This is a genomic window from Nocardia sp. NPDC055053 (genome assembly GCF_053608285.1).
This window is the reverse complement of sequence record NZ_JBSGVD010000043.1, coordinates 1-21,890: the sequence shown is the minus strand read 5'-3', so window position 1 is coordinate 21,890 and position 21,890 is coordinate 1. Positions and strand designations below refer to the sequence as shown.

At 68.8% G+C, this 21,890-nt stretch carries 19 protein-coding genes; 6 read left to right on the top strand and 13 right to left on the bottom strand.

The features are described from left to right. Positions 1–104: 104 nt before the first annotated feature. Positions 105–2,495, top strand: a complete 2,391-nt coding sequence (locus ACWF82_RS30090) for a DEAD/DEAH box helicase (protein ID WP_452506643.1) — start codon at positions 105–107, stop codon at positions 2,493–2,495. 298 nt (positions 2,496–2,793) lie between these two features. Here ACWF82_RS30090 and ACWF82_RS30085 read toward each other — a convergent pair whose 3' ends face one another. The 7 genes from ACWF82_RS30085 to ssd all read right to left on the bottom strand — a co-directional run bounded on the left by ACWF82_RS30085 (position 2,794) and on the right by ssd (position 8,613). After that, positions 2,794–3,171: an Rv3654c family TadE-like protein gene (locus ACWF82_RS30085; protein ID WP_452506641.1), complete on the bottom strand. Its 378-nt coding sequence runs from the start codon at positions 3,169–3,171 to the stop codon at positions 2,794–2,796. After that, positions 3,168–3,482, bottom strand: coding sequence for a TadE family type IV pilus minor pilin (locus ACWF82_RS30080; protein ID WP_452506639.1), 315 nt, complete (start codon positions 3,480–3,482; stop codon positions 3,168–3,170). The genes ACWF82_RS30085 and ACWF82_RS30080 overlap by 4 nt, the downstream gene beginning before the upstream one ends. A gap of 41 nt (positions 3,483–3,523) precedes the next feature. After that, a complete protein-coding gene (locus ACWF82_RS30075; RefSeq protein ID WP_452506637.1) occupies positions 3,524–3,733 on the bottom strand; it encodes a DUF4244 domain-containing protein in 210 nt (69 codons plus the stop codon). A gap of 72 nt (positions 3,734–3,805) precedes the next feature. Next, positions 3,806–4,426, bottom strand: a complete 621-nt coding sequence (locus ACWF82_RS30070) for a type II secretion system F family protein (RefSeq protein ID WP_452506683.1) — start codon at positions 4,424–4,426, stop codon at positions 3,806–3,808. Between the two features lie 486 nt (positions 4,427–4,912). After that, positions 4,913–5,701, bottom strand: coding sequence for a type II secretion system F family protein (locus tag ACWF82_RS30065; protein WP_452506635.1), 789 nt, complete (start codon positions 5,699–5,701; stop codon positions 4,913–4,915). A 636-nt stretch (positions 5,702–6,337) separates the two neighbouring features. After that, positions 6,338–7,519, bottom strand: a complete 1,182-nt coding sequence (locus tag ACWF82_RS30060; protein WP_452506633.1) for a TadA family conjugal transfer-associated ATPase — start codon at positions 7,517–7,519, stop codon at positions 6,338–6,340. Further along, positions 7,516–8,613, bottom strand: a complete 1,098-nt coding sequence (gene ssd / locus ACWF82_RS30055; RefSeq protein ID WP_452506631.1) for a septum site-determining protein Ssd — start codon at positions 8,611–8,613, stop codon at positions 7,516–7,518. The genes ACWF82_RS30060 and ssd overlap by 4 nt, the downstream gene beginning before the upstream one ends. 349 nt (positions 8,614–8,962) lie before the next feature. Between ssd and ACWF82_RS30050 the strand changes: the two genes are divergently transcribed. Then, the gene (locus ACWF82_RS30050; protein WP_452506629.1) at positions 8,963–9,823 is read left to right on the top strand and encodes an HAD family hydrolase; all 861 of its coding nucleotides are present in this window, start codon (positions 8,963–8,965) and stop codon (positions 9,821–9,823) included. Between the two features lie 421 nt (positions 9,824–10,244). On the opposite strand, the gene ACWF82_RS30045 is transcribed toward ACWF82_RS30050, so the two are convergent. From ACWF82_RS30045 to ACWF82_RS30020, 6 genes are all read right to left on the bottom strand, one after another. Then, positions 10,245–10,991, bottom strand: a complete 747-nt coding sequence (locus ACWF82_RS30045) for an oxidoreductase (RefSeq protein ID WP_452506627.1) — start codon at positions 10,989–10,991, stop codon at positions 10,245–10,247. Positions 10,992–11,002: 11 nt separating this feature from the next. Further along, positions 11,003–11,167, bottom strand: a complete 165-nt coding sequence (locus ACWF82_RS30040; protein WP_379078752.1) for a hypothetical protein — start codon at positions 11,165–11,167, stop codon at positions 11,003–11,005. Positions 11,168–11,398: 231 nt separating this feature from the next. Beyond that, entirely contained in the window at positions 11,399–13,072 is a 1,674-nt protein-coding gene (locus tag ACWF82_RS30035) for a dipeptide ABC transporter ATP-binding protein (protein WP_452506625.1), read from the bottom strand. After that, positions 13,069–13,998, bottom strand: coding sequence for an ABC transporter permease (locus ACWF82_RS30030; RefSeq protein WP_452506623.1), 930 nt, complete (start codon positions 13,996–13,998; stop codon positions 13,069–13,071). The genes ACWF82_RS30035 and ACWF82_RS30030 overlap by 4 nt, the downstream gene beginning before the upstream one ends. Further along, the gene (locus ACWF82_RS30025; protein WP_452506621.1) at positions 13,991–14,917 is read right to left on the bottom strand and encodes an ABC transporter permease; all 927 of its coding nucleotides are present in this window, start codon (positions 14,915–14,917) and stop codon (positions 13,991–13,993) included. Before ACWF82_RS30025 ends, ACWF82_RS30030 begins: the two co-directional genes overlap by 8 nt. A 61-nt stretch (positions 14,918–14,978) precedes the next feature. After that, positions 14,979–16,607: a peptide ABC transporter substrate-binding protein gene (locus ACWF82_RS30020; protein WP_452506619.1), complete on the bottom strand. Its 1,629-nt coding sequence runs from the start codon at positions 16,605–16,607 to the stop codon at positions 14,979–14,981. A gap of 241 nt (positions 16,608–16,848) precedes the next feature. Here ACWF82_RS30020 and acs point away from each other — a divergent pair, with 241 nt between their 5' ends. From acs to ACWF82_RS30000, 4 genes are all read left to right on the top strand, one after another. Continuing rightward, positions 16,849–18,807: an acetate--CoA ligase gene (acs, locus tag ACWF82_RS30015; RefSeq protein WP_452506618.1), complete on the top strand. Its 1,959-nt coding sequence runs from the start codon at positions 16,849–16,851 to the stop codon at positions 18,805–18,807. A 169-nt stretch (positions 18,808–18,976) separates the two neighbouring features. After that, the gene (gene nhaA / locus ACWF82_RS30010) at positions 18,977–20,200 is read left to right on the top strand and encodes a Na+/H+ antiporter NhaA (RefSeq protein WP_452506616.1); all 1,224 of its coding nucleotides are present in this window, start codon (positions 18,977–18,979) and stop codon (positions 20,198–20,200) included. 31 nt (positions 20,201–20,231) lie between these two features. Further along, complete coding sequence (locus tag ACWF82_RS30005) at positions 20,232–20,720, top strand: phage holin family protein (protein ID WP_452506614.1); 489 nt, start codon at positions 20,232–20,234, stop codon at positions 20,718–20,720. A 55-nt stretch (positions 20,721–20,775) separates the two neighbouring features. Next, positions 20,776–21,762: an alpha/beta fold hydrolase gene (locus ACWF82_RS30000; RefSeq protein WP_452506613.1), complete on the top strand. Its 987-nt coding sequence runs from the start codon at positions 20,776–20,778 to the stop codon at positions 21,760–21,762. Positions 21,763–21,890: the final 128 nt, after the last annotated feature.

Here is a 21,890-nt window from a genome sequence, read left to right as displayed (position 1 = left end):
CAAACATGGTGTGACCCAGGTCGCTATTGGGTTACGAAATCGCAGGTAGCGCTTGCCGCACACACACGTTTCACACTTCCGGCGTGTCGCGAGAGGGCTATGGGATGAATCCGACAGAGCGAACCGAGGTTCGATCGCCGGTAGCGAGCGAGAGCTACGGTCGATCGTTGCTGAATCGTGTCCTGGCAGAGGCGGCCGCCGGCGGTAACCCGTTGACCCATGTCGCCGAGCTCCCCGCCCAGCGAGCGCGCACCACAGAGTGGCCGACATGGGTGCCATCGGAGCTGGTCACAGCCCTTGGCGCGACCGGGATCGAGCGACCATGGGAGCACCAGACCTCGACGGCGGGCCTCGCGGTCGACGGGAAACACGTCGTCGTGAGCACCGGGACCGCGTCCGGCAAATCCCTCGGCTACCAATTGCCGGTGCTCACCGCGCTGCACGAGGACCAGCGCGCGACCGCGCTGTACCTGTCCCCCACCAAGGCCCTAGGGGCCGATCAGCTGCGCGCCATCGGCGGGCTGATCCACGACAATCCCCTGCGTGAGGCCCATCCGGCCGCCTATGACGGCGACACTCCCGCCGAGGTCAGGCAGTGGGTGCGGGCAAATGCGCGCTGGATATTCACCAATCCCGACATGCTGCACGTCGGGATGCTGCGGTCGCATCAGCGCTGGGCGCGGGTGCTGCGCAACCTTCGCTATGTGGTGGTCGACGAATGCCACTCCTACCGGGGCGTGTTCGGATCGCACGTCGCCCTCGTGCTGCGCAGGCTGCGCAGACTCGCCGCGTTCTACGGCGCAGACCCGGTGTTCATCCTCTGCTCGGCCACCAGCGCCGACCCAGCGGCCTCGGCGAGCAGGCTGATCGGCGCACCGGTCACCGCCGTCACCGCGGACGCGTCACCCCGCGGCGCCAGGACCGTCGCGCTGTGGGAGCCGCCGATGAGTGCGGCGCTGACCGGGGAGAACGGCGCTCCTGTCCGCCGCACCGCGACCGGGGAGGCGGCCAAGATCATGGCCGGTCTGGTGGCCGAGGGCGCACGCACGCTGACCTTCGTCCGCTCCCGGCGCGGGGCCGAACTGATCGCCCTCGATGCCCGGCGTGTGCTCGCCGAAAGAGCACCTGAACTGCAGGAACGGGTTGCCGCCTACCGTGCGGGATACCTGGCGGAGGACCGCAGGGAGCTCGAACAGTCGCTGTCGGAGGGCACACTGCTCGGCGCGGCCAGCACCAATGCCCTCGAACTCGGCGTCGACATCGCCGGTCTCGATGCCGTGGTCATCGCCGGTTTCCCTGGCACGGTCGCGTCCTTCTGGCAGCAGGCCGGGCGTGCGGGCAGACGGCTACAGGGCGCGCTCGTCGTGCTGGTGGCGACCGACGATCCGCTCGACACCTACCTGGTGCACCACCCCTCCGCACTGCTCGACCGGCCGATCGAGGCCACCATCACCGACCCCTACAACCCCTATGTGCTGGGGCCGCAGCTGCTCTGTGCCGCCATGGAACTGCCGCTCACCGACGACGAGGTGACCGAGCTCCGGGCCGGCGAAGTACTCGCCGACCTGGCCGGACAGGGCCTGATCCGGCGCAGGCCCGGCACGCGCGGTACACCCGCACGCTGGCACGTCACCGCACACACCCATCCCCACGACTCCGTCGACGTGCGTGGTGGGCTCGGGACACCGGTCGCCATCGTCGACGCCGAATCCGGACGGCTACTCGGCACAGCCGACGCGGGACGGGCGCCCGCCACCCTCCACGAAGGAGCCGTGCACCTGCATCAGGGCGAGACCTATCTGGTCGACGAACTCGACCTCGACGGCGGCGTCGCCTTCGTCAACGAGGTGGACCCCGGTTTCACCACCAGTGCCCGTCAGGTCACCTCGATCACCATCGAAGCGGTGACCGAGGAGCGTGTCTTCGGGGCCGTCACCACCGCATCCGCGCAGGTCGCGGTCACCAATCAGGTTGTCGGCTACCTGCGCACCCTGGTCACCGGCGAGGTGCTCGACCAGGTCGAACTCGACCTGCCCGCCCAGACGCTGCACACCAAGGCCGTTCTCTACACCGTCACGCCCCGGCTGCTCGCCGCCGCGGGAATCTCCGACGACGAGCTCCCCGGCGCTCTGCATGCCGCCGAACACGCCGCAATCGGCATGCTGCCCCTGGTCGCCGGCTGCGACCGCTGGGACATCGGCGGCGTCTCCATCGCCGAGCATCCCGACACCGGCGCGCCGACCGTGTTCGTCTACGACGGCCAGCCAGGCGGCGCCGGGTTCGCCGAGCGCGGTTTCGCCCAGCTCGCGGAATGGCTGGCTGCCACTCTCAGCGTCATCCGCAGCTGTGGGTGCCAGGACGGCTGTCCCTCGTGCGTGCAGTCACCCAAGTGTGGAAACGGGAACAACCCCCTGGACAAGGACGCCGCAGGCCGGCTTCTTGTCGCTGTTCTGGGCGAGTTGCGTGCCCAGCCGAGCCCGGCGCCTGTTCCGTGATGCCGCCGCGGCGGTGACGTGACTGGTGCTACACGTCACCGCAAGAATGCTGGTCGCTCGACCATATTTGCGTTGACCAGCACCGACGCGTCCGCGACCGACTCCCCCGGGAATAAAAAGGACGACTCTTCTGTTAACTGACCCATTGCCAACGGGGCATATGAGTCGGCCACATCATTCTTTTCATTTAGTTCTCTCCTGCTAAAACAATGTTCGGGAGAATTCGGAGAATGCGTTCCGGCGAATTCCGCATTAGCTCGGTGCGGAACATCCACCGACCAGTGATAACACTTCTGTGTCACGCACTATCGTCCGCCGGACCGGCGCGAGCAGCAGCGGAGACCGTGCGCACACCGAACACTCCGAATGACGCATTCGCCTCCACCGCGACCACGACGTCCCACTGCGCAACCGTGCACCGTCGCACCCGCACGCCCATCCGCCAAGCGACCTCCCCGGCCTCGGCGCACGCCGCCTCCGCCCCTTCTGCCAGCACACTCGCGGCGCCAAGCGCGCCGAGGTCGGCCGCGGCCTGTGCCCGATGCCGGGCGACCACGACGACACCCACCTGACCGATCACCATGGTCAGCGCGATCAGCCCGGCCAGCGCCAAGCACGCGAAGGCCGTCGCGCCACCTGCGTCCCGGGCGAGCCGCCGCGCCACCGAGCCGGTCATCGCCCGACCCCCGGCTCGGCGATCGCGACCGCCTCGGCACGCAACCTGAGTCCGGGGAGCAGCGGTGTGCCCGCGGCGACGGCGGCCACCACCCGATCGCCCTCACTGCGGATATCGACCACTGCGCCGGGTGGCGCGATGGTCCTGGCCGCGGCCACAGCGTGCGCCGTGTCGCCCCGAGCGGCCAACCGGGCCGCCTCGCGAGCCGCGTCGACACAGCGCACCTGGGTCGACGCGGCCAGCAGCGCACCGATGCACAGCACCACCGCACACACCAGTGCGGCGAGGGCGATGGCGGCCTCGACCGTCACCGCACCCGCGTCGTCAGTGAGATGACCTGCGCCGCACCGCTTTACACACTCGTGTTGAGTGCCTTGTCGATGATCTGGGTCAGCGCGTTGACAATGCTGTCGCCCGTCACCACCCCATAGAGCACCGCACCGAACGCCGCGGCCGCGATGGTGCCGATCGCGTACTCCGCGGTGGACATGCCGTCGTCGTCGATCAGCAGGCGCGTGATCCGCGTCTTCGCCCCTATATATACGGCGCGTACGAGCGTCATCGTGATCCCCTCTCCTTCCACACCACGCGGCCGATCCGCGCGGTGACGATTCGCCGGCCTCGCCGAGGCCGGTCACAGCAGTCCGCCGTCGCCGAGGACCCGATCCGCCAGGCCGATCACGACCGGGACGATGCCGAGGCACACGAAGGCGGGCAGGAAGCACAGGCCGAGCGGCCCGCCGATCAGCACGCCGGCGCGTTCGGCGCGCGCGCCGGCCGCGTCTTCCACGGCTTCCCGACGCTGGTCCGCCAGTTCGCCGACGGCCGCGGCCAACGAGGAGCCCGAGCGGGCCGAGCGCCGCGCCATCCTGGCCAGCGACTCGACCTCCTCGGCGCCCGCCGACCCGACCGCATCCGCCGCGGCACGCTCCCACGCCGTCGCCGCGTCAGCGCCGAGTGCCAGCAGATCGGCGGCCCGCAGCAGCGAGGCCCGCAACACCGGCGGCGCCGTCCCCGCACTTGCCCGCGCGGCCGCGGCGATCGGCAGCCCCGCCCGCAGACAAGCGGCCAGCAGATCGAACGCCGATGCCGACCCGAGCGGATCCGCCTTCGCCGACCCATTCCCCGCCTTCGCCGTGGCCGTCGGCGACCGGCCCAGCGCCCGCATCCGCCGGCTCACCGCCACGCGACCGGGCAATAGCACCACAGCTATGGCCGCGACCAGCAGCGCGAAAGGTGACGGCGTACCCACCATGTCCTGCACAGCAATCCCTCCCCATGACGTTTCGACCAATCCAGACCTTCGACCCCGGCGCCGATCTCGCTGGCGTGCAGCGCAGTGCGGTCTAGACCGCCGCGCGCACGTTCCGCTCCGGCGCCTGGCCCATGCCCCACGGACCTGGACTTCCTGTGCTGCAACGATGTTCAGCTGGAGCGTCTTGGGTATCGAGCAACCCGGCGATGCCGACGCCGCGGCCTGTCTCCGCATGCTCACCTGCAGCTTCGCGGTCAGTAGTTGGCGGCGCCTCTGTCCTCCCGAAAACGCCTCGAGGGCGTCACCATCCCCGATCACGGCTCTGCGATAGGTATTTCGCGTCACACACCAGAGTGCGAAATGCCCTGCCGCAGCGCCGTCGGCCGGCCGATCGCAGCCACAGTTCGACCGTGTGTCCCATCTCGCCCCTGTCCCACCGGGGTTGTGCACAGCGTGCAGGCCGGGCGCAAGCGGACGCCCACCGGTTCAGGCCGTTCCGCGGCGGGTGATCACATCTGTCCACAGCAGTCCACAGCAGGCGAGGGCGGCGCCGAGCGGTAGGAGAAGTTCGCCGGCGGGTGAGCCGAAGAGCACTGTCAGGGGAGCCGCGCCCATGAGCTGGCCGAGGCCGATGCCTACCAGCGGGAGACCGGCCAGGACGGTGGCCGAGGCGCGGGCTCCCGCGAGAGCGGCTTCGGTTCGGTCGCGGAAGCGGATGCGGCCCAGTAGGTCGGTGCGAGCCGCGGCCAGCAGCTCGGCGAGGGCGAGGCCGTGTTCTTCGGCCACCCGCCAGGCGACGGCGATCCTCGACAACTCCTCGGCGACAATCGAATCCGGATGCAGCCAGCCGTCGGCACCGGAGCCCCCGAGCCTGCTGCGGCCCGCGCTGATCCCGAGTACCCGCGCCGCCTCTCCCCGCGACTCGGCTGCCGCGGCCTCCGCCGCCGCGCTCGGATGCGCACCCACTCGCAGTTCGCCGACGACGGCCTCGAGCCCGGCCAGCAGGTGACCGCACTCCGCTCGACGTGCCCGCTCACCACGACCGCGCCGATTCCGCACCGCGACGGTGACGCCCACCATGAGCGCCGCCAGTCCCGTCCCGATCCCGAACGCGAAGGCCGTGCCCGCCAGTCCGATTCCCGCACACCACTCCACAGGCATCCGTCGCGCCGCACGCACACCGCCCGCCTCGAACAGCCGCCGAAAGCGCCGCCGATCGCCCGCAGCGGGCAGCATCAGCACCGCCGCCGCGCAGCAAAGCAGTCCGATCTCCATCGCGGCTCCCGTGCCATCTAGTAGTGCTGTGCCACCGAATGTTTCGCGTTGAATCCGCACCTGCTACCGATACGTGAGTCGGCACCACTGTCCGCGGAAGGGAAGCCGTCGGCGTCGCAGTCAGGACCGATTCCGCAACGAGCGCAAGGTCACTGGGTAGCGCCGCATCCACAGCAGCGAACGCCACATCGAATCTGGAACCGCCCATGCGATCCGGCCCGTCGCCCACGGTGCCGAAGAACGACGCCGGCACCGCGCTACTGAACGGCGACACCCTGACTCGCGAGGTCCCCTCGGCATGCCCCACCGTGCAAGAGCACACACTCGATCCCACCCATGACGATTGCCGTCGCTTGCCGCCCGACCGTCGACCATCGGTCGCCAACCGATCCCGCAGTTGCACCCCGGTCGCCATCCGAACCACTCGCCTCAACCAGCTGCGCAGCCGAACCGATCGAATCCCACCCGCGCCCGCACTGGACGATCCCGCCGCCGTGCGGCTCTGAGCCGAGCGCCCGTCACCGTCCTGCGGCGACGCACCATCGCCGCCGACCGAGGACATATCAGTACGCACGGCATGCGTCCCTGCCGACGCGCTGTTGCCGCGGATCGGCCATGCGCCGGCACCTGTGGTTTTCATCCGAGTCGCACCTCGATCCGCCGCTTCAGTTCGGTGGCGCCGGGGGTGGGCATGCTGTCGGAGCGCCAGGCGGGGGTGATTCGGATGCCGGCGCTGTCGCGTTCGAGGACGCCGATCTCGCGGAGGCCGCGGGTGCCGTCGGCTCGGCGGTGGACGTGGAGGACCACCTGGACGGCGGCGGCGAGCTGGCTGTGCAGGGCGGCGCGGTCCATGCCGCCGAGGGCAGCGAGGGCTTCGAGGCGGGCGGGGACTTCCTGGGGGGAGTTGGCGTGGACGGTGCCGGCGCCGCCGTCGTGGCCGGTGTTGAGGGCGGTGAGCAGGTCGACCACCTCAGCGCCGCGGACCTCGCCGACGACGATGCGGTCGGGGCGCATGCGCAGTGCCTGGCGGACCAGGTCGCGCACGGTGACCGCGCCGACGCCCTCGACGTTGGCGGTGCGTGCGACCAGCCGCACCACATGGGGATGGACGGGGGCGAGTTCGGCAGCGTCCTCGACGCAGATGATCCGTTCGGTCGGCTCTACGGCGGCGAGGAGCGCGGAAAGCAGGGTGGTCTTGCCCGCGCCGGTACCGCCGACGACGAGAAAGGCCAGCCGGGCGCGGACTATGTCGGTCAGTAGCCGGAGTGCCGCAGGAGGCACCGAGCCGGCGGCGGCCAGTGCGCTGAGGCCCTGGGTGGCCGGGCGGAGCACGCGCAGAGACAGACAGGTGCCGTCGTGGGCGACTGGCGCGAGGACCGCGTGCAGACGGACACCGAACGCGTCGCCGAGAGTCGCTTCGGCGCCGGTGAGTTTGCCGTCGACCCAGGGTTGGGCGTCGTCGAGCCTGCGTCCGGCGGCGAGGGCGAGGCGCTGGGCGAGCCTGCGGACCGCGGCCTCGTCGGCGAACCGGACGTCGGTCTGTTCGAGCCCGTGACCACGGTCGACCCACACCGAGCCGGGGCCGGTGACGAGCACATCGGCGACCGCGGGATCGTGCAGCAGCGGCTCGAGCAGACCCGCGCCGGTCATCTCGGTCTGCAGCAGGCGCAGCGCCCGCAGCAGGTCGGTGTCGGCGAGCACGCCACCGGCTTCGGCCCGGATCGCGGCGGCCAGCTGCGCCGCATCGGGCACGCCCGCATGCTCGGCGAGCCGTTCGCGGACCCGTTCGAGCAGGTCGACGGTGACGAACGTGGTCATCGCGCACCCACCATCGACAACACCGCGTCGGCCGCGTCGCGCAGCGGCCCGCGCCTGCGCACGCTCAGCCCACCGCGTTCGAGTCGGGCCGCCAGCCCCGACTGCCCGCGCACCGCGGCCAGCAGCGGCAGCCCGAGCACCTCGGCCACTTCCGCACCACGCAACCCACCCGGCGCCGGACCGCGAACAACCAAGCCCCGGTTGGGATTTCGCTCACCCAGATAGGCCGCCACCACCTCGGCGGCAGCGACAGCGCGCAGCCGGGCAGGGACGACCAGGACCACCAGATCAGCGGCGTCGACCATCGCATCGGCCGCCGGACCGCGCTCCGCGGACACATCGCAGACGACCAGATCGCCTGCTGCCCTGCCGGATTCGATGACAGCACGGACAGCGGCAGGCGTCAGCTCGGCAGGTGACCGCCCCGCGCCGTGCCGTCCGCAGGACAACACCGCGAGCCCGGCCGCCGCAGCGGGCAGCGCGTTGTGCAGCGCTGTCGCGGAGACCCGGCCGTCCTCGATGACCAGGTCCGGCCAGCGCAGGCCGGGGACATTCTCCATCCCGAGCACCAGGTCGATTCCACCGTCGAGCGGAGCACCGTCGATGAGCACGGTGTCGGGTCGCGCCCGTCGCGCGGCCGCACGTAGGGCGATAGCGGCGGCGAGTGTCGACGCGCCCGCTCCACCGCCCGCGCCTGCGACCGCGACGACCACGCCCTCCCCCGTCCGGGATTCGGCGTGCTCGGCGAACTGCTCGACCAGTTCGACCGCACAGGCAGGCAACGCGACGACCCGCTCGGCGCCGACCGCGGTGGCCGCCTGCCAGTCGGGCACCGCGGGTTCCCCCTCGGTGACGAGCACGATCCCCGGACGCCGCGGACAGCCCTCGGCGGCGGCTGCCGCAGCGGCCGCAGTGTCGAGGATCACCATGCCAGCGCCCGACCACGCGTGCCTGCCGACCGGCATGGTCCGCTCGTCGGTGGCGCGTTCCGCGGCCGCCGCCACCCGGCGCACTTCGGCGCGCAGGCGATGGTCGCGCACGAGTACCAGCGCGGGAGCCAGTCCGACAGCGGGTGGTGCGGCGAGGAGGTTCATGCAGCTCAGCGTGGAGGAATTGCGAGCGAGCGGAAAGACGGCGAAAGCCGATTGTGGATAACTCGGGGGTGTGGAGAACTTTCTCGACCTACCCGGAAATAGAGGACGGCCCCAGCCGGGGGGGAGGAGGCTGGGGCCGTCGGGTTCAGCCCCGGGGGGTCGGGCTGAACGCGCCTGGACCATGTCCAGGTGCCAGCAATACTACACCCATCCCCCGGCGCAGGCGCAAGTAGCGTTCGCCACCATCTTTCGGCGATTCGCGGCCTCCGGCGTCCCCGGGGCAAACCCTACGGAGGGCCCTGGACGGCCGCCTCCTGCACTCCGCGCGAGGCGTGCCTATCCTGTTCACGTGACGGCCGAACGTGACCAGACTCCGCTTCCGGACACAAGACTCGCCCATTCGGGCCGAGCGCCGGTGCCCGGCGGGCGCGTCGCGGCGTTCTTCGATCTCGACAAAACGGTGATCGCGAAGTCGAGCGCGTTCGTGTTCAGCAAACCGTTCTACGCACAGGGTCTGCTCAACCGTCGCGCCGTGCTGGAGAGCAGCTACGCGCACTTTTTGTTCCTGCTTTCCGGGGCCGATCACGACCAGATGGAACGAATGCGGGCAAACCTCGCCAACATGTGCGCCGGCTGGGATGTGGAGCAGGTGAAATCCATTGTGGCCGAGACACTTCACGATCTCGTCGACCCGCTGATCTACGCCGAGGCCGCCGATCTGATCGCCGATCACAAGATCCGCGGGCACGACGTGGTGATCGTCTCGGCGTCCGGCGAGGAGATCGTCACCCCGATAGCTGAGGTGCTCGGCGCCTCGCACACCGAGGCGACCCGGATGGTCGTCGAGGACGGCAAGTACACCGGCGACATCGAGTTCTACTGCTACGGCGAAGGCAAGGTCGCCGCGATCGAAAAGCTGGCCGCGGCAGAGGGTTACGACTTGTCCAGGTGCTACGCGTACTCCGATTCGATCACCGACCTGCCGATGCTGAGCGCGGTCGGCCACCCGACGGCGGTCAACCCCGACCGCGCGCTGCGCAAGGAGGCCGTCGCGCGCGGCTGGCCGGTGCTCACCTTCTCCAATCCGGTGTCGCTGTGGTCGCGATTCCAGGCGCCGTCGACCACCACCGTCGCGGCAACGGCGGCGGTCGGATTGAGCGCGATCATCGCGGGCGCCATCAGTTACCGACTGCTGCGGAAACGTCGCTGACCTGCGACGGAGAAGCACGAATCGCCAGGCGACACGCCGAAAACAGTCGTATCCGGTGATGCCTTCGAAACCCTTGATGTGAATGCCATCACAGTGTAAGAATGGAGTTACGGAAGGACGGAAGGCCAAGACGGAGCCGGAAGAGAAGGCTTCGCCTCCCATCCCACCCTTCCCAGCACGGACGCCAGGTACCCACGCGGAGCGCGCCGCGACAAGGGCAGCAGAGTTGTGGGCCTGCGAAATTCGGGCAGTCGTCGGCGAACGCCTCGCACAGGTTGCGGGGATGAACCGGCGGGGCTCGGATGATCGCCGAGGCCACCGAACACAACCCACCGAGCACGCTTGGTAACCAGGTGTTCCGTGCTAGCGGGCGGCGAGACCGAGTAATCGGCACGCCGCCCGTTTCGATGTGTGGGGAGCCTCAGCCCGCAGCGGCGTCGGCGATCGAGTTCGCTTCGCGGGCACCGTCTTCGAGCGCGCCGGCGCAGAACAGCACCCAGCCGCCGACACCCTCTGCGGTGCCCATCCCGAACCCGGCGGCCGCGTCGAGGTAGGCCTGCCTGCGCCGGAGCCAGAACACCTCGGGCACGCCGAGGCACCGGGGATCCAGCCCGCTCGACACCGTGACCAGGCGCGACGCCGCCCGCGCGACGACACCGTCGGCGGTGCCGAACGGTCGCAGGGACAGCAACTCACCGTGCACGACCGCCGCGATGACGGGCGCGGGCGCCTTGCTCGTCTGGACTGTTTGCACCAGCAGATCCAGACGCTCGGCGACACCGGGGGTGGATCGGGGCCGACCGAGTTCCTGTTCGTCGGCGACCAGGTCGGCGGCGGCGAGCAGATGCAGCCGGGCCAGTGCCTGGAGCGGCGCGCGCTGCCAGGTGCCGACCAGGTTCGTCAGCGCGTCACCGTCGAGCGCCTGGCCCACCCGCAGCGCGCCGGCCAGCACCGGATCGCTGACCTGCCCGTCGGCGGGCAGGTCGGTGCTCGCGCCTTCGATGGCGGCCGAGGACCGCGCGGCGCGGACCGCCGCTTCGGCGGCGGTGGTCGCCCAGCCGCGCCGGTTCGACTTGTGCCGATGCACCGCGGCGAGCGCGTCGCGGGCCTTGTCGGCGGCTTCACGCACGCCGGGCAGGTCGACCAGGGGCTGCAGCGGATCAGTCACGGCATACGAGGCTACCGTTCGAACACCGTCTCCCCGACGGCCACGTCCAGCCCACGGATCCGCGGCCAGGTGCGGTCCGGCCACGGCACCTCGGCGAGTCGCTTCGCCGCCGGGGTCAGCGCCCGGCGCCTGCGCGATTCCAGCTCGGCCTGTCGTTCGGCATCGATCCGATCCATCGGCGTCTCCTGCCCCTGCGATCCGCACCACCTCGGACCCCGCTCACGGTACGCCTGTGAGCTGCGACTACGCGGCGATTTCGGCGTCGCGACGCACGGGCAGCCCGACGCCCGGCCCCTTCGCCCCGCGACAACCGGAACCACCGATCGCCGCGCCCGAGTCCACTTGGACGCGGCGACCCCGACCGCGTCGACTCGGCCGGTCGTCGCCAACACATCGTCGACGGCCGGTTACCCGGTGAGCAGCTCCCGTCCCGGGATCGCCTCGAGCAGCGCCCGGGTGTACTCCTGCTCCGGCGCGGCGAACACCTCGTCGGTGGTCGCGGCCTCGACCACCCTGCCCTCCCGCATGACCAGCACATTGTCCGCGATCTGCCGGACGACGGCCAGGTCATGGGTGATGAACAGATACGTCAGCCCCAGCTCGGCTTGCAGATCGTTGAGCAGGGTGAGGATCTGTGCCTGCACGAGGACGTCGAGCGCCGAGACCGCCTCGTCGCAGACCACCAGCTCGGGCGACAGGGCCAGCGCCCGCGCGATCGCGACCCGCTGGCGCTGCCCGCCGGACAGCTCGTTGGGATAGCGCCGCAGCACCGACGACGGCAGCGACACCTTGTCGAGCAGGTCGCGCACGACCGCCTCCCGCTCCTTGGCGGTGCCGATCTTGTGCACCCGCAGCGGCTCCTCGATCGTGCGGAAGATCGAGTACATCGGGTCGAGCGAGCCGTACGGGTTCTGGAAGATCGGTTGCACCCGGCGACGGAAGGCGAACGCGCCCTTGCTGTCCAGCTTCGCGACGTCCCTGCCGTCGAAGGCGACCGTGCCCGAGGTGGGTTCGAGCAGACCGAGCACCATCTGCGCGATGGTCGACTTGCCCGAGCCGGACTCGCCGACGATCGCGGTGGTCGTGCCACGTTCGACGGTGAAGCTCACCTCGTCGACGGCGACGAAGTCGGTGGACTGCCACGGCCGCTTGCCGCGAATCTTGAACGCCTTGGTCAGGTCCCGCACTTCCAGCACGGTGTCACCGATCGAGTCCCCGGCCTCGGCCACCTCGACGGCCTGTGCGCGCACGGCGGCGCGCTCCCGCGATGACGACATCCGCTGCGCGGCCAGCGAAGGCGCCGAATTGACCAGTTTCTTGGTGTAGGCGTGCTGCGGATCGCGCAGGATCCGCAGTGCCGGGCCGGATTCCACGACCCGGCCGCGATACATCACCACCAGATGCTCAGCCCGTTCCGCGGCCAGGCCGAGATCGTGGGTGATCAGCAGCACCGCGGTGCCCAGCTCGGTGGTGAGCTGTTCGAGGTGGCCCAGGATCTGCCGCTGCACGGTGACGTCCAGCGCCGAGGTCGGTTCGTCGGCGATCAGCAGTTTCGGCCTGCACGAGAGCCCGATCGCGATGAGCGCGCGCTGGCGCATGCCGCCGGAGAACTCGTGTGGGTACTGGTTGACCCGCCGCCGCGCATCCGACATCCCCGCTTCGGCCAGCAGCTCCACCGAGCGTTCGCGGGCCGCGTCACCGGTGGCGATGCCGTTGGCGACCAGCGTCTCCCTGATCTGGAAGCCGATCTTCCACACCGGGTTCAGATTCGACATGGGGTCCTGCGGCACCAGGCCGATGCCGCTGCCACGGATCGCGATGATCTCCTTGGCCGATGCCTTGGTGAGGTCCTTGCCGTCGAAGAGGATCTGCCCGCCGGTCACCTTGCCGGTGCCGGGCAGCAGGTCGATGATCGCGTGCGCGGTCGTCGACTTGCCCGACCCCGACTCGCCGACGATGGCGACGGTCTGACCAGGAAAGACGGTGAGATTCACCCCGCGTACCGCGGGCACCTGCTTGCCGTCGGTGGTGAAGCCGACATCCAGATCGCGGATCTCCAGCAGTGGTGTGTCGTCGCTCATCGGGTGCGCCCCTTCGGATCGAGCGCGTCGCGCACCGCGTCACCGAGCAGGATGAAGCTCAGCACGGTGAGAGCCAGCGCGGCCGCCGGGTAGAACAGGATCGGCGAGGTACGGATCTCGTACTTCGCGCGGGCGATATCGGCGCCCCAGGACACGATGTCGGGCGGCAGGCCGACGCCGAGGAAGGACAACGTCGCCTCGGTGACGATGAAGACGCCGAGCCACAGCGTGGCGACCACGATCAACGGGCCCGCCGCGTTCGGCAGCACGTGCCGTACCAAGGTGCCCAACCGCGACACACCCAAAGCCTTGGCAGCGGTGACGTATTCGCTGTTCTTGGCCTCGATCACCGCGCCACGGGCGATCCGGGCCGCCTGCGGCCAGGTGAACGCGACGAGGATCAGGATCACCGTCAGTACCGTCGTCGGCCGCAGCAGCTGCAACAGCACGATCGCCGCAAGCACCATCGGGATGGCGAAGAAGATCTCGGCGATCCGCGAGAAGATCGTGTCGACCAGGCCGCCGAAGAAGCCGGACAGCGCCCCGAGCACCCCGCCGACCAGGAGGAACAGCATCGCCGCTCCGACACCGACACTGACCGAAGCCCGCGCGCCGTAGATCGTGCGCGCGTAGACGTCGCAGCCCTGCTTGTCGAACCCGAACGGGTGACCGGGACGTGGGCCGTCCATGCCGAACTCGCCGAGGCACTGCTTCGGGTCCTGGCTGGTGAACAGCGACGGCCACACCACGACCAGCAGTACCAGCACGATCAGCACCACCGCGACCAGGAACACCGGATTGCGGCGCAACCGCCGCCACGCGTCGCCCCAGATGCTGGTCGGGGTGCCCGTGTCGACCACCCGGTCGGTGGCGAGCACCTCCACCTCGTCGGCGGGGGCCACGAAATGCTGTTGGCTCTCATGCATAACGGATCCTCGGATCGAGCGCGGCGTAGAGCAGGTCGATGAGCAGGTTCATCACCAGGAACACCACCACGAGCACCGTCACGAACGACACCACCGTGGGCGGCTCGCCGCGGATGATCGCCTGGTACACGGTGCCGCCGACGCCGGGAATATTGAAGATGCCCTCGGTGACGATGGCGCCCGCCATCAGCGCACCGAGATCGGCACCGAGAAAGGTGACCACCGGGATCATCGAATTCCGCAGGATATGCACGGTCACCACCCGGCGGCGGCCGAGTCCCTTCGCGGTCGCCGTGCGCACATAGTCGGCGGATTTGTTCTCCGCCACGGAGTTACGGGTCAGCCGCAACACATACGCGAACGACAGCGAGCCGAGCACGAAGGCGGGCACGAGCAACTCGCCGAGACTCGCCTTGCCCGTGACGGTGACCGGGGCGATCCCCCATTTCACGCCGAGGAAGTACTGCGCAAGATAACCGACGACGAACACCGGCAGCGCGATGATCACCAGGCTGGCGATCAGCATCGTCGAATCGAACAGCTTGCCCTTGCGCAGGCCCGCGATCAGGCCGAACACGATGCCGAAGAAACCCTCGATGAGCACCGCGAGAAACGCCAGTTTGATGGTGATCGGGAAGGCGCGTTGGAGTTCCTCGCGCACCGGCCTGCCCGAGAACGAGGTGCCGAAATCGAGGGTGAGAATTCCCTTCAGATAGTGCAGATACTGCACGATGAACGGCTGATCGAGGTGATATCGGGCGCGCAATGCGGCCTCGGCGGCGGGGGTCAGTGGTTTCTCACCGGCCAGCGCCTTGATCGGGTCACCGGGGATCAGGAAAACCATCGCGTAGATCAGCAGTGTCGCGCCTAGGAAGACCGGAATCATCTGGAGCAGGCGCCGAAGTATGTACCAAGCCATCATTCCTCCGAAAACGACTGGGGCCGAGCCACTTCACGTGGCCCGGCCCAGCTCCGAGTGCCTATTTCTCGATGTTCTCGAAGTCGAACAGGCCGTTCCAGGCCAGTTCAGCCTTGGTCACCCTGTCGGACCGGCCCGCGGCGGCGACATAGTCGAACACCGGGATGTCGGCCATGTCCCTGATCATGATCGTCTGCGCCTGCGCGATCAGCTGGTAGGACTCCGCCTGGGTCGGCGCGGCCATGGCGGCGTCGAAGAGGCGGTCCACCTCGGGGTTGTCGTAGTCGACATTGTTGGTCTCGGAGTAGCTGTAGTACTGCGAGGACAGGAACTGCATCATCGTCGGGTAGTCGCCCTGCCAGCCGTAGCGGAAGGCCGTGCCGATCGTCTTGGCGTTCACCGCGTCACGCACGTTCTTGAACGTCGGTACCGGGTTGGCGACGGCGTCGATCCCGAGGGTGTTCTTGACGCTGTTGGCCACGGCCTCGATCCAGGCCTGGTGGCCGCCGTCGGAGTTGTAGGTGATCGTGTACTTGCCCGACCACGGCGAGATCGCGTCGGCCTGCGCCCACAGCTTCTTGCCCTGATCCGGGTTGTAGTCGAACACTTCCGCACCCGGCAGGTTGCCGTTGAAACCGGGCAGCGTCGATGCGGTGAAATCGCGGGCGGGAATGCGCAATCCGTTGAAGATCTTCTCGATGATCTGCGGGCGGTTGATCGCCATGGAGATCGCCTTGCGGCGCAGCACGCCTTCCTCACCGCCGAAGTGCGGCACGGTGGTCTGGATGCCGATGTGCTGGTTCTGCGCGGTCGGCTTGGTGATCGCGCGGTCGCCGAGATCGCTCTTGTAGGAGGTCAGCGCGCTGTCGGGAATGGTGTCGAGGGTATCGAGATTGCCCGCCTGCAGATCGGCGTAGGCGGTCTCGTAGGACTGGTACATGACGAACCGCAGGCCCTTGTTCCTGGCCGGACGGCCACCGGGGTAATCCGGGTTGGGCTTCAAGTCGATCTTGACATTGTGTTCCCACGATTCGAAGGCGTAGGGGCCGTTGCCGACCGGGTTCTCGCCGAAGGCCTTCATGTCCTTGAAGGCGGAATCGGGCAGTGGATAGAACGGGGCGTAGCCGAGGGCGCTCTCGAAATCGATCGAAGGGGATTTCAGTTCGACGGTGAAGGTGCGGTCGTCGACCACCTTCAGGCCCGACATCGTCTGCGCCTTGGGCTGTTCGGCATTCACCTCGTCGAATCCGACAATGGGGGTGAACACGTAACTCTGCAGCTGCGCGTTGGAGGCGAGCGCGCCGTAGTTCCACGCGTCGACGAACGACTTCGCGGTCACCGTGGTGCCGTCGGTGAATTTCCAGTTCGGCTTGATCGTGATCCGGTAAGATTTGCGGTCGGCGGTCTCGATCTTCTCCGCCATCTCGTCGTGCGCCTCACCGGTGGCGTCGTAGTACTTCAGCCCCGCGAACAAACGGTCGACGACGCGTCCACCCATGTTCTCGTTGGTGTTGGTCGGCACCAACGGATTCTGCGGTTCTCCCGCGTTGGTGGTGACAATGCTCGCGTCGGCACTGTCGTCGGACGAGCACGCAGTAAGACTGAGGCTGGTGGCCGCCAGGCCCGCTGCGATCAGCGCAGTCGCTTTGATGAATCTCAACGCTCTCTCCCGGTTCGATTCCCGTGGCATAACGCGCTTTATGCTCGACAGAAAAGAATGAACAATTCTCGGAACCATCAGCTGAACGGTTGAGTTAAAACGATAGCCCGCGACCGGCCGGTCTGTCCGCGAAGTCATCGGATGAACTTGCCCGCGAAACCTCGCCGATACAACGCCCCGACAGGGCACCCCGGTTGACTACTGTCGAGGTAGCAGGGGCGAGCCCCCCGCGCCCGACCCGACCGCACCAGGCATGTGAGGCTGATTCGACATGACCGAAACCGCTGCAGGACACCAGGACTCGTACCCCCCGAGCGCGGAGTTCGCCGCCTCCGCCAACGCGGGCGCCGCCCTCTACGACCGCGGCGAGACCGACCGCGACGGCTTCTGGGCCGAACAGGCCAACCGGCTGCACTGGCACAAGCCCTTCACCCAGGTGCTGGACTGGGCCGATGCCCCGGTGGCGCGCTGGTTCGCCGACGGTGAGCTCAATGTCGCCTACAACTGTGTCGACCGGCATGTCGTCGACGGGCATGGCGACCAGGTCGCCATCCACTGGGAGGGCGAGCCGGGCGATTCCCGCGACATCACCTACCGCGAACTGCTCGACGAGGTCTCGCGCGCCGCGAACTACCTGACCGAGCTCGGCCTCGAGGCGGGCGACCGCGTCGCGATCTACCTGCCGATGGTGCCCGAGGCGATCGTGTCGATGCTGGCCTGCGCCCGCCTCGGCCTCACCCACTCGGTGGTGTTCGCGGGCTTCTCGCCCAGCGCGCTGCGGCAGCGGGTCGACGATGCCGAGGCCCGGCTGATCATCACCACCGACGGGCAGTGGCGGCGCGGCAAGCCGGCGCCGCTCAAGGAGGCCGTCGACGAGGCGCTCGCCGCCAAGGGTGATGTGCCGTCGTCGGTCGAGCACGTGCTGGTGGTGCGCCGGGTCGGGACCGAGGTGCCGTGGACAGATGGCCGTGACCTGTGGTGGCACGAAACCGTCGCTCTCGCTTCGCCTTCACACGAAGCACAGGCATTCCCCGCCGAGCACCCCCTGTTCATCCTCTACACCTCCGGCACCACCGGAAAACCCAAAGGCATCCTGCACACCACCGGCGGCTACCTCACCCAAACCGCCTACACCCACCACAACGTCTTCGACCACAAAGCAGGCCACGACGTCTACTGGTGCACCGCCGACATCGGCTGGGTCACCGGCCACAGCTACATCGTCTACGGGCCCCTCGCCAACCGCGCCACCCAGGTCGTCTACGAGGGCACTCCGAACTCCCCCAACGAGCACCGTCACTTCGAGATCATCGAAAAGTACGGCGTCACCATCTACTACACCGCGCCGACGCTGATCCGCACCTTCATGAAGTGGGGCCGCGAGATCCCCGACGCCCACGACCTGTCCACTCTGCGACTGCTCGGCTCCGTCGGCGAACCCATCAACCCCGAAGCCTGGCGCTGGTACCGAGACGTCATCGGCGCCAACACAACCCCCATCGTCGACACCTGGTGGCAGACCGAAACCGGCGCCATCATGATCTCCCCGCTGCCCGGCGTCACCGCGGCCAAGCCCGGCGCCGCCATGCGCCCGCTGCCGGGAATCTCGGCGAAGGTCGTCGACGAAGAGGGCAAGCCGGTGCAGCTCGGCGAGACCGAAGCCAACGGCTACCTGGTGCTGGACAAGCCGTGGCCGTCGATGCTGCGCGGCATCTGGGGCGACATGGAGCGGTACCGGGCGACCTACTGGGACCGCTACCCCGAACAGGGCTGGTACTTCGCCGGCGACGGCGCCAAGCTCGACGCCGACGGTGATCTGTGGGTGCTGGGCCGGGTGGACGACGTCATGAACGTCTCCGGTCACCGGATCTCCACCGCCGAGGTCGAATCCGCGCTCGTCGGGCATGCCGGCGTGGCCGAGGCCGCCGTGGTCGGCGCGACCGACGCGACGACGGGGCAGGGCATCGTCGCCTTCGTCATCCTCACCGGTGACGCGGCCGGGCAGGCCGGACCGGCCCTGGTCGACGAGCTGAAGGCCGAAGTGGCCAAGGAGATCAGCCCGATCGCCAAGCCGCGCGAGATCCACATCGTGCCCGAGCTGCCCAAGACCCGCAGCGGCAAGATCATGCGCAGGCTGCTGCGCGATGTGGCCGAGGGCCGCGAACTCGGCGACACCTCGACGCTGGTCGACCCCGGCGTTTTCGAGGCGATCCGCACCGGCGGCAACTGAGCGGGGCGCGCAGCGAACGCGCAGGATACGGCCGGTGACGTGCGATGTCACCGGCCGTATCCGTTAGAATCGCCGTCAGGTGTGCCGGGAAGCCTGGTCGGCATGCGGTCGTGAACCTCCGACGGGATGAGCGCCCGCAGCGCTGTCCACCCTGCCGAAAGGCCCGCCCGTGATCACCCGTGTTCGTAATGAGCTGACGCGCTATCTGCGCATCGAAACCGTCGGTGGAGCATTGCTGCTCATCGCCGCGGCCATCGCGCTGATCTGGGTGAACTCACCGTGGGGCGCGAGCTATCAAACGATGGTCGACACCCATCTGAGTATCTCCGCGCTGCACCTCGATCTCACCCTGGCCGACTGGACCAAGGACGGGCTGCTCGCGATCTTCTTCTTCGTCGCCGGGCTCGAGCTCAAACGCGAATTCGTCGTCGGTGAGCTGGCCGACCCCAAACGGGCCGCGCTGCCCGTCATCGCCGCCGTCGGCGGCGTCGTCACCCCTGCCGTGATCGCGATCGTGGTCGGCAACGGCGTGCCAGGGATGGACAAGGGCTGGGCCATCCCGGTCGCCACCGACATCGCCTTCGCGCTCGCCGTACTCGCGATGACCGGCTCGCGGATCCCCGCCAGCGCGCGGGTGTTCCTGCTGAGCCTGGCCGTGGTCGACGACCTGCTCGCGATCATCCTCATCGCGGTGCTGTTCACCGCGTCGCTGTCGATGCTGTGGCTCGGCGTCGCCATCGCCTGCTGCGCGGCCTGGGCGCTGGCGCAACGGCAGCGGCTGCACACGCCGTTGTTCTACATTCCGGTCGCGCTGGTCTGCTGGTACGCGCTGCACGAAGCGGGTATCCATCCGACGCTGGCCGGTGTCGCGCTCGGATTGCTCACCCGGGTGCGCAGGGACCCCGGTGAGAAGCTGGCGCCCGCCACCCATCTCGAGCATGTCGTGCAGCCGATCTCGGCCGGTGTCTGCGTGCCGCTGTTCGCGTTGTTCGCCTCCGGCGTCCCGCTCGACGGCGCGGTGTTCGGCTCGCTGTTCACCGACCGGCTGTCGCTGGCGATCATCCTCGGACTGCTGCTCGGCAAGACGATCGGCATCTTCGGAATCAGCTGGCTGGCGATCCGCTTCGGCGTGGCGAAACGACCGGCGGGGCTGGAATATCGCGACATCTTCGCCCTGTCGGTACTCGGTGCGATCGGATTCACGGTTAGCCTGCTGGTGGCGGAACTCGCGCTGGCCGATGTCGGTGACGACGCCATCGATCTGGCGAAGGCCGCCGTCCTGGTGACCTCCATGGCAGCATCGCTGCTCGGATCGGCGCTACTGTTGCGCCGAGGACATGTGCACCAGGCACGCCGCGACGCGGACGAGTTACAACCGGACAGTGAGGCCTAGTAGTGCCAGGACAGGGAGAAGGGTCGACGAAGTGAGTTACACCCAAGGCGGAAATGACGGTCGCACGGTCACTTCCATCCCGTTGACCGACGCCAACCCGCCCGGATCGGCGAGCATCGGCAGCCTCGTCCGCGACGCGACCGAGCAGATGTCCACCCTCGTGCGCGCCGAGGTCGCGCTGGCCAAGGCCGAGGTCACCGCCGAGGTCCGCAAGGGCCTGACCGGCAGTGTCTTCTTCATTCTCGCGTTGACCGTGCTGCTGTTCAGCTCGTTCTTCTTTTTCTTCTTCCTCGCCGAACTGCTGGATGTGTGGCTGTACCGCTGGGCCGCGTTCCTGATCGTGTTCGTGCTGATGGTGGCCGCCACCGCGCTGCTCGCGTTGCTCGGCTGGCTCAAGGTCCGCAAGCTGCGGGCGCCGGAGAAGACGATCAACTCGCTCAAGCAGGCCGCCGAGGTCCTGCCTGCCGCGCTCACCCACAGTGAGCACACTCCCGCGCTGGAGAAGTCGGCCAACCGATGACGCGCCGGGCGGGCCCGGTCGCGACGGCCGGACCCGCCTACTAGGCTCGATCGGCGTGTCGTCCAACTCATCCCCGGATCCGTCCAGCGTCCGTTACGACGGACCGTGGACGCACCGGGACGTGCACGCCAACGGGATCCGCTTCCACGTCGTCGAGGCCGACGGCCCGGACCGGTCCGATGCCCCGCTGGTGCTGCTGCTGCACGGCTTCGCCGACTTCTGGTGGTCGTGGCGGCATCAGCTGACCGGGCTCGCCGGCCACGGGTATCGCACCGTCGCCGTCGACCTGCGCGGCTACGGCGACACCGACAAGCCACCGCGCGGCTATGACGGCTGGACCCTCGCCGGTGACATCGCCGGCCTCATCCGGGCGCTCGGCCACACCGAGGCCACGCTCGTCGGCCACGCCGAGGGCGGACTGGTCTGCTGGGCCACCGCGGTGCTGCATCCCCGGCTGGTCCGCTCGATCGCCGTGGTGAGCTCACCGCACCCCGCGGCACTGAAGAGCGCGGTCCTGCGCGATCCCGCCCAGCGCGCCACCTGGCTGCCCGACTTCCTGCGCTACCAGCTGCCGCGCTATCCCGAGCACCTGCTCACCCGCCGCGACGGTGCCGAGGTGGAGCGGCTGCTGCGCGAACGGGTGAGCGAATCCTGGTCGCGCACGGCCGAATTCGCCGAAACCGCGGCGCGGATGCGCACCGCCATCCGGATCCCCGGCGCCGCGCACAGCGCGCTGGAGTACCAGCGGTGGTCCTTCCGCAGCCAGTGGCGTCCCGACGGCAAGCGCTTCATGGCGACCATGCGCACCCCGATCGACATCCCCGTGCTCGGCCTGCGCGGCGAACACGACCCCTATCTGCTGCCCGCCACGATCCACCGTGGGGCACGCCTGTCGCCGGATCGGACCCTGGTGCCGATTCCGGGTGCGGGGCACTATGCCCACCAGGAGAACCCCCGCAAGGTCAACGAGGTGCTGACCACCCGCTGGCGCGAGCAGAACGGGGTCAACGGCTCACCCAAGGACGGCCTCGTCTCGCCGTAGGGCCGGCACCATCCTGGCGACGCAACCACCACGCCCCGACCTCGAGGAGGGGCCGCCGCGTCAGCGGCGGTTCGCGGCCGTCCCGTCGGTCAGGCGCCGTTGCGTAGGCGACGAAGGAGCAAGCAACG

Coding starts and splice junctions, on each gene's coding strand:
- ACWF82_RS30090 (WP_452506643.1), top strand. CDS start 105: ATGAATCCGACAGAGCGAACCGAGGTTCGATCGCCGGTAGCGAGCGAG.
- ACWF82_RS30085 (WP_452506641.1), bottom strand. CDS start 3,171: ATGACCGGCTCGGTGGCGCGGCGGCTCGCCCGGGACGCAGGTGGCGCG.
- ACWF82_RS30075 (WP_452506637.1), bottom strand. CDS start 3,733: ATGACGCTCGTACGCGCCGTATATATAGGGGCGAAGACGCGGATCACG.
- ACWF82_RS30070 (WP_452506683.1), bottom strand. CDS start 4,426: ATGGTGGGTACGCCGTCACCTTTCGCGCTGCTGGTCGCGGCCATAGCT.
- ACWF82_RS30065 (WP_452506635.1), bottom strand. CDS start 5,701: ATGGAGATCGGACTGCTTTGCTGCGCGGCGGCGGTGCTGATGCTGCCC.
- ACWF82_RS30060 (WP_452506633.1), bottom strand. CDS start 7,519: ATGACCACGTTCGTCACCGTCGACCTGCTCGAACGGGTCCGCGAACGG.
- ssd (WP_452506631.1), bottom strand. CDS start 8,613: ATGAACCTCCTCGCCGCACCACCCGCTGTCGGACTGGCTCCCGCGCTG.
- ACWF82_RS30040 (WP_379078752.1), bottom strand. CDS start 11,167: ATGGATCGGATCGATGCCGAACGACAGGCCGAGCTGGAATCGCGCAGG.
- ACWF82_RS30035 (WP_452506625.1), bottom strand. CDS start 13,072: ATGAGCGACGACACACCACTGCTGGAGATCCGCGATCTGGATGTCGGC.
- ACWF82_RS30030 (WP_452506623.1), bottom strand. CDS start 13,998: ATGCATGAGAGCCAACAGCATTTCGTGGCCCCCGCCGACGAGGTGGAG.
- ACWF82_RS30025 (WP_452506621.1), bottom strand. CDS start 14,917: ATGGCTTGGTACATACTTCGGCGCCTGCTCCAGATGATTCCGGTCTTC.
- ACWF82_RS30020 (WP_452506619.1), bottom strand. CDS start 16,607: ATGCCACGGGAATCGAACCGGGAGAGAGCGTTGAGATTCATCAAAGCG.
- acs (WP_452506618.1), top strand. CDS start 16,849: ATGACCGAAACCGCTGCAGGACACCAGGACTCGTACCCCCCGAGCGCG.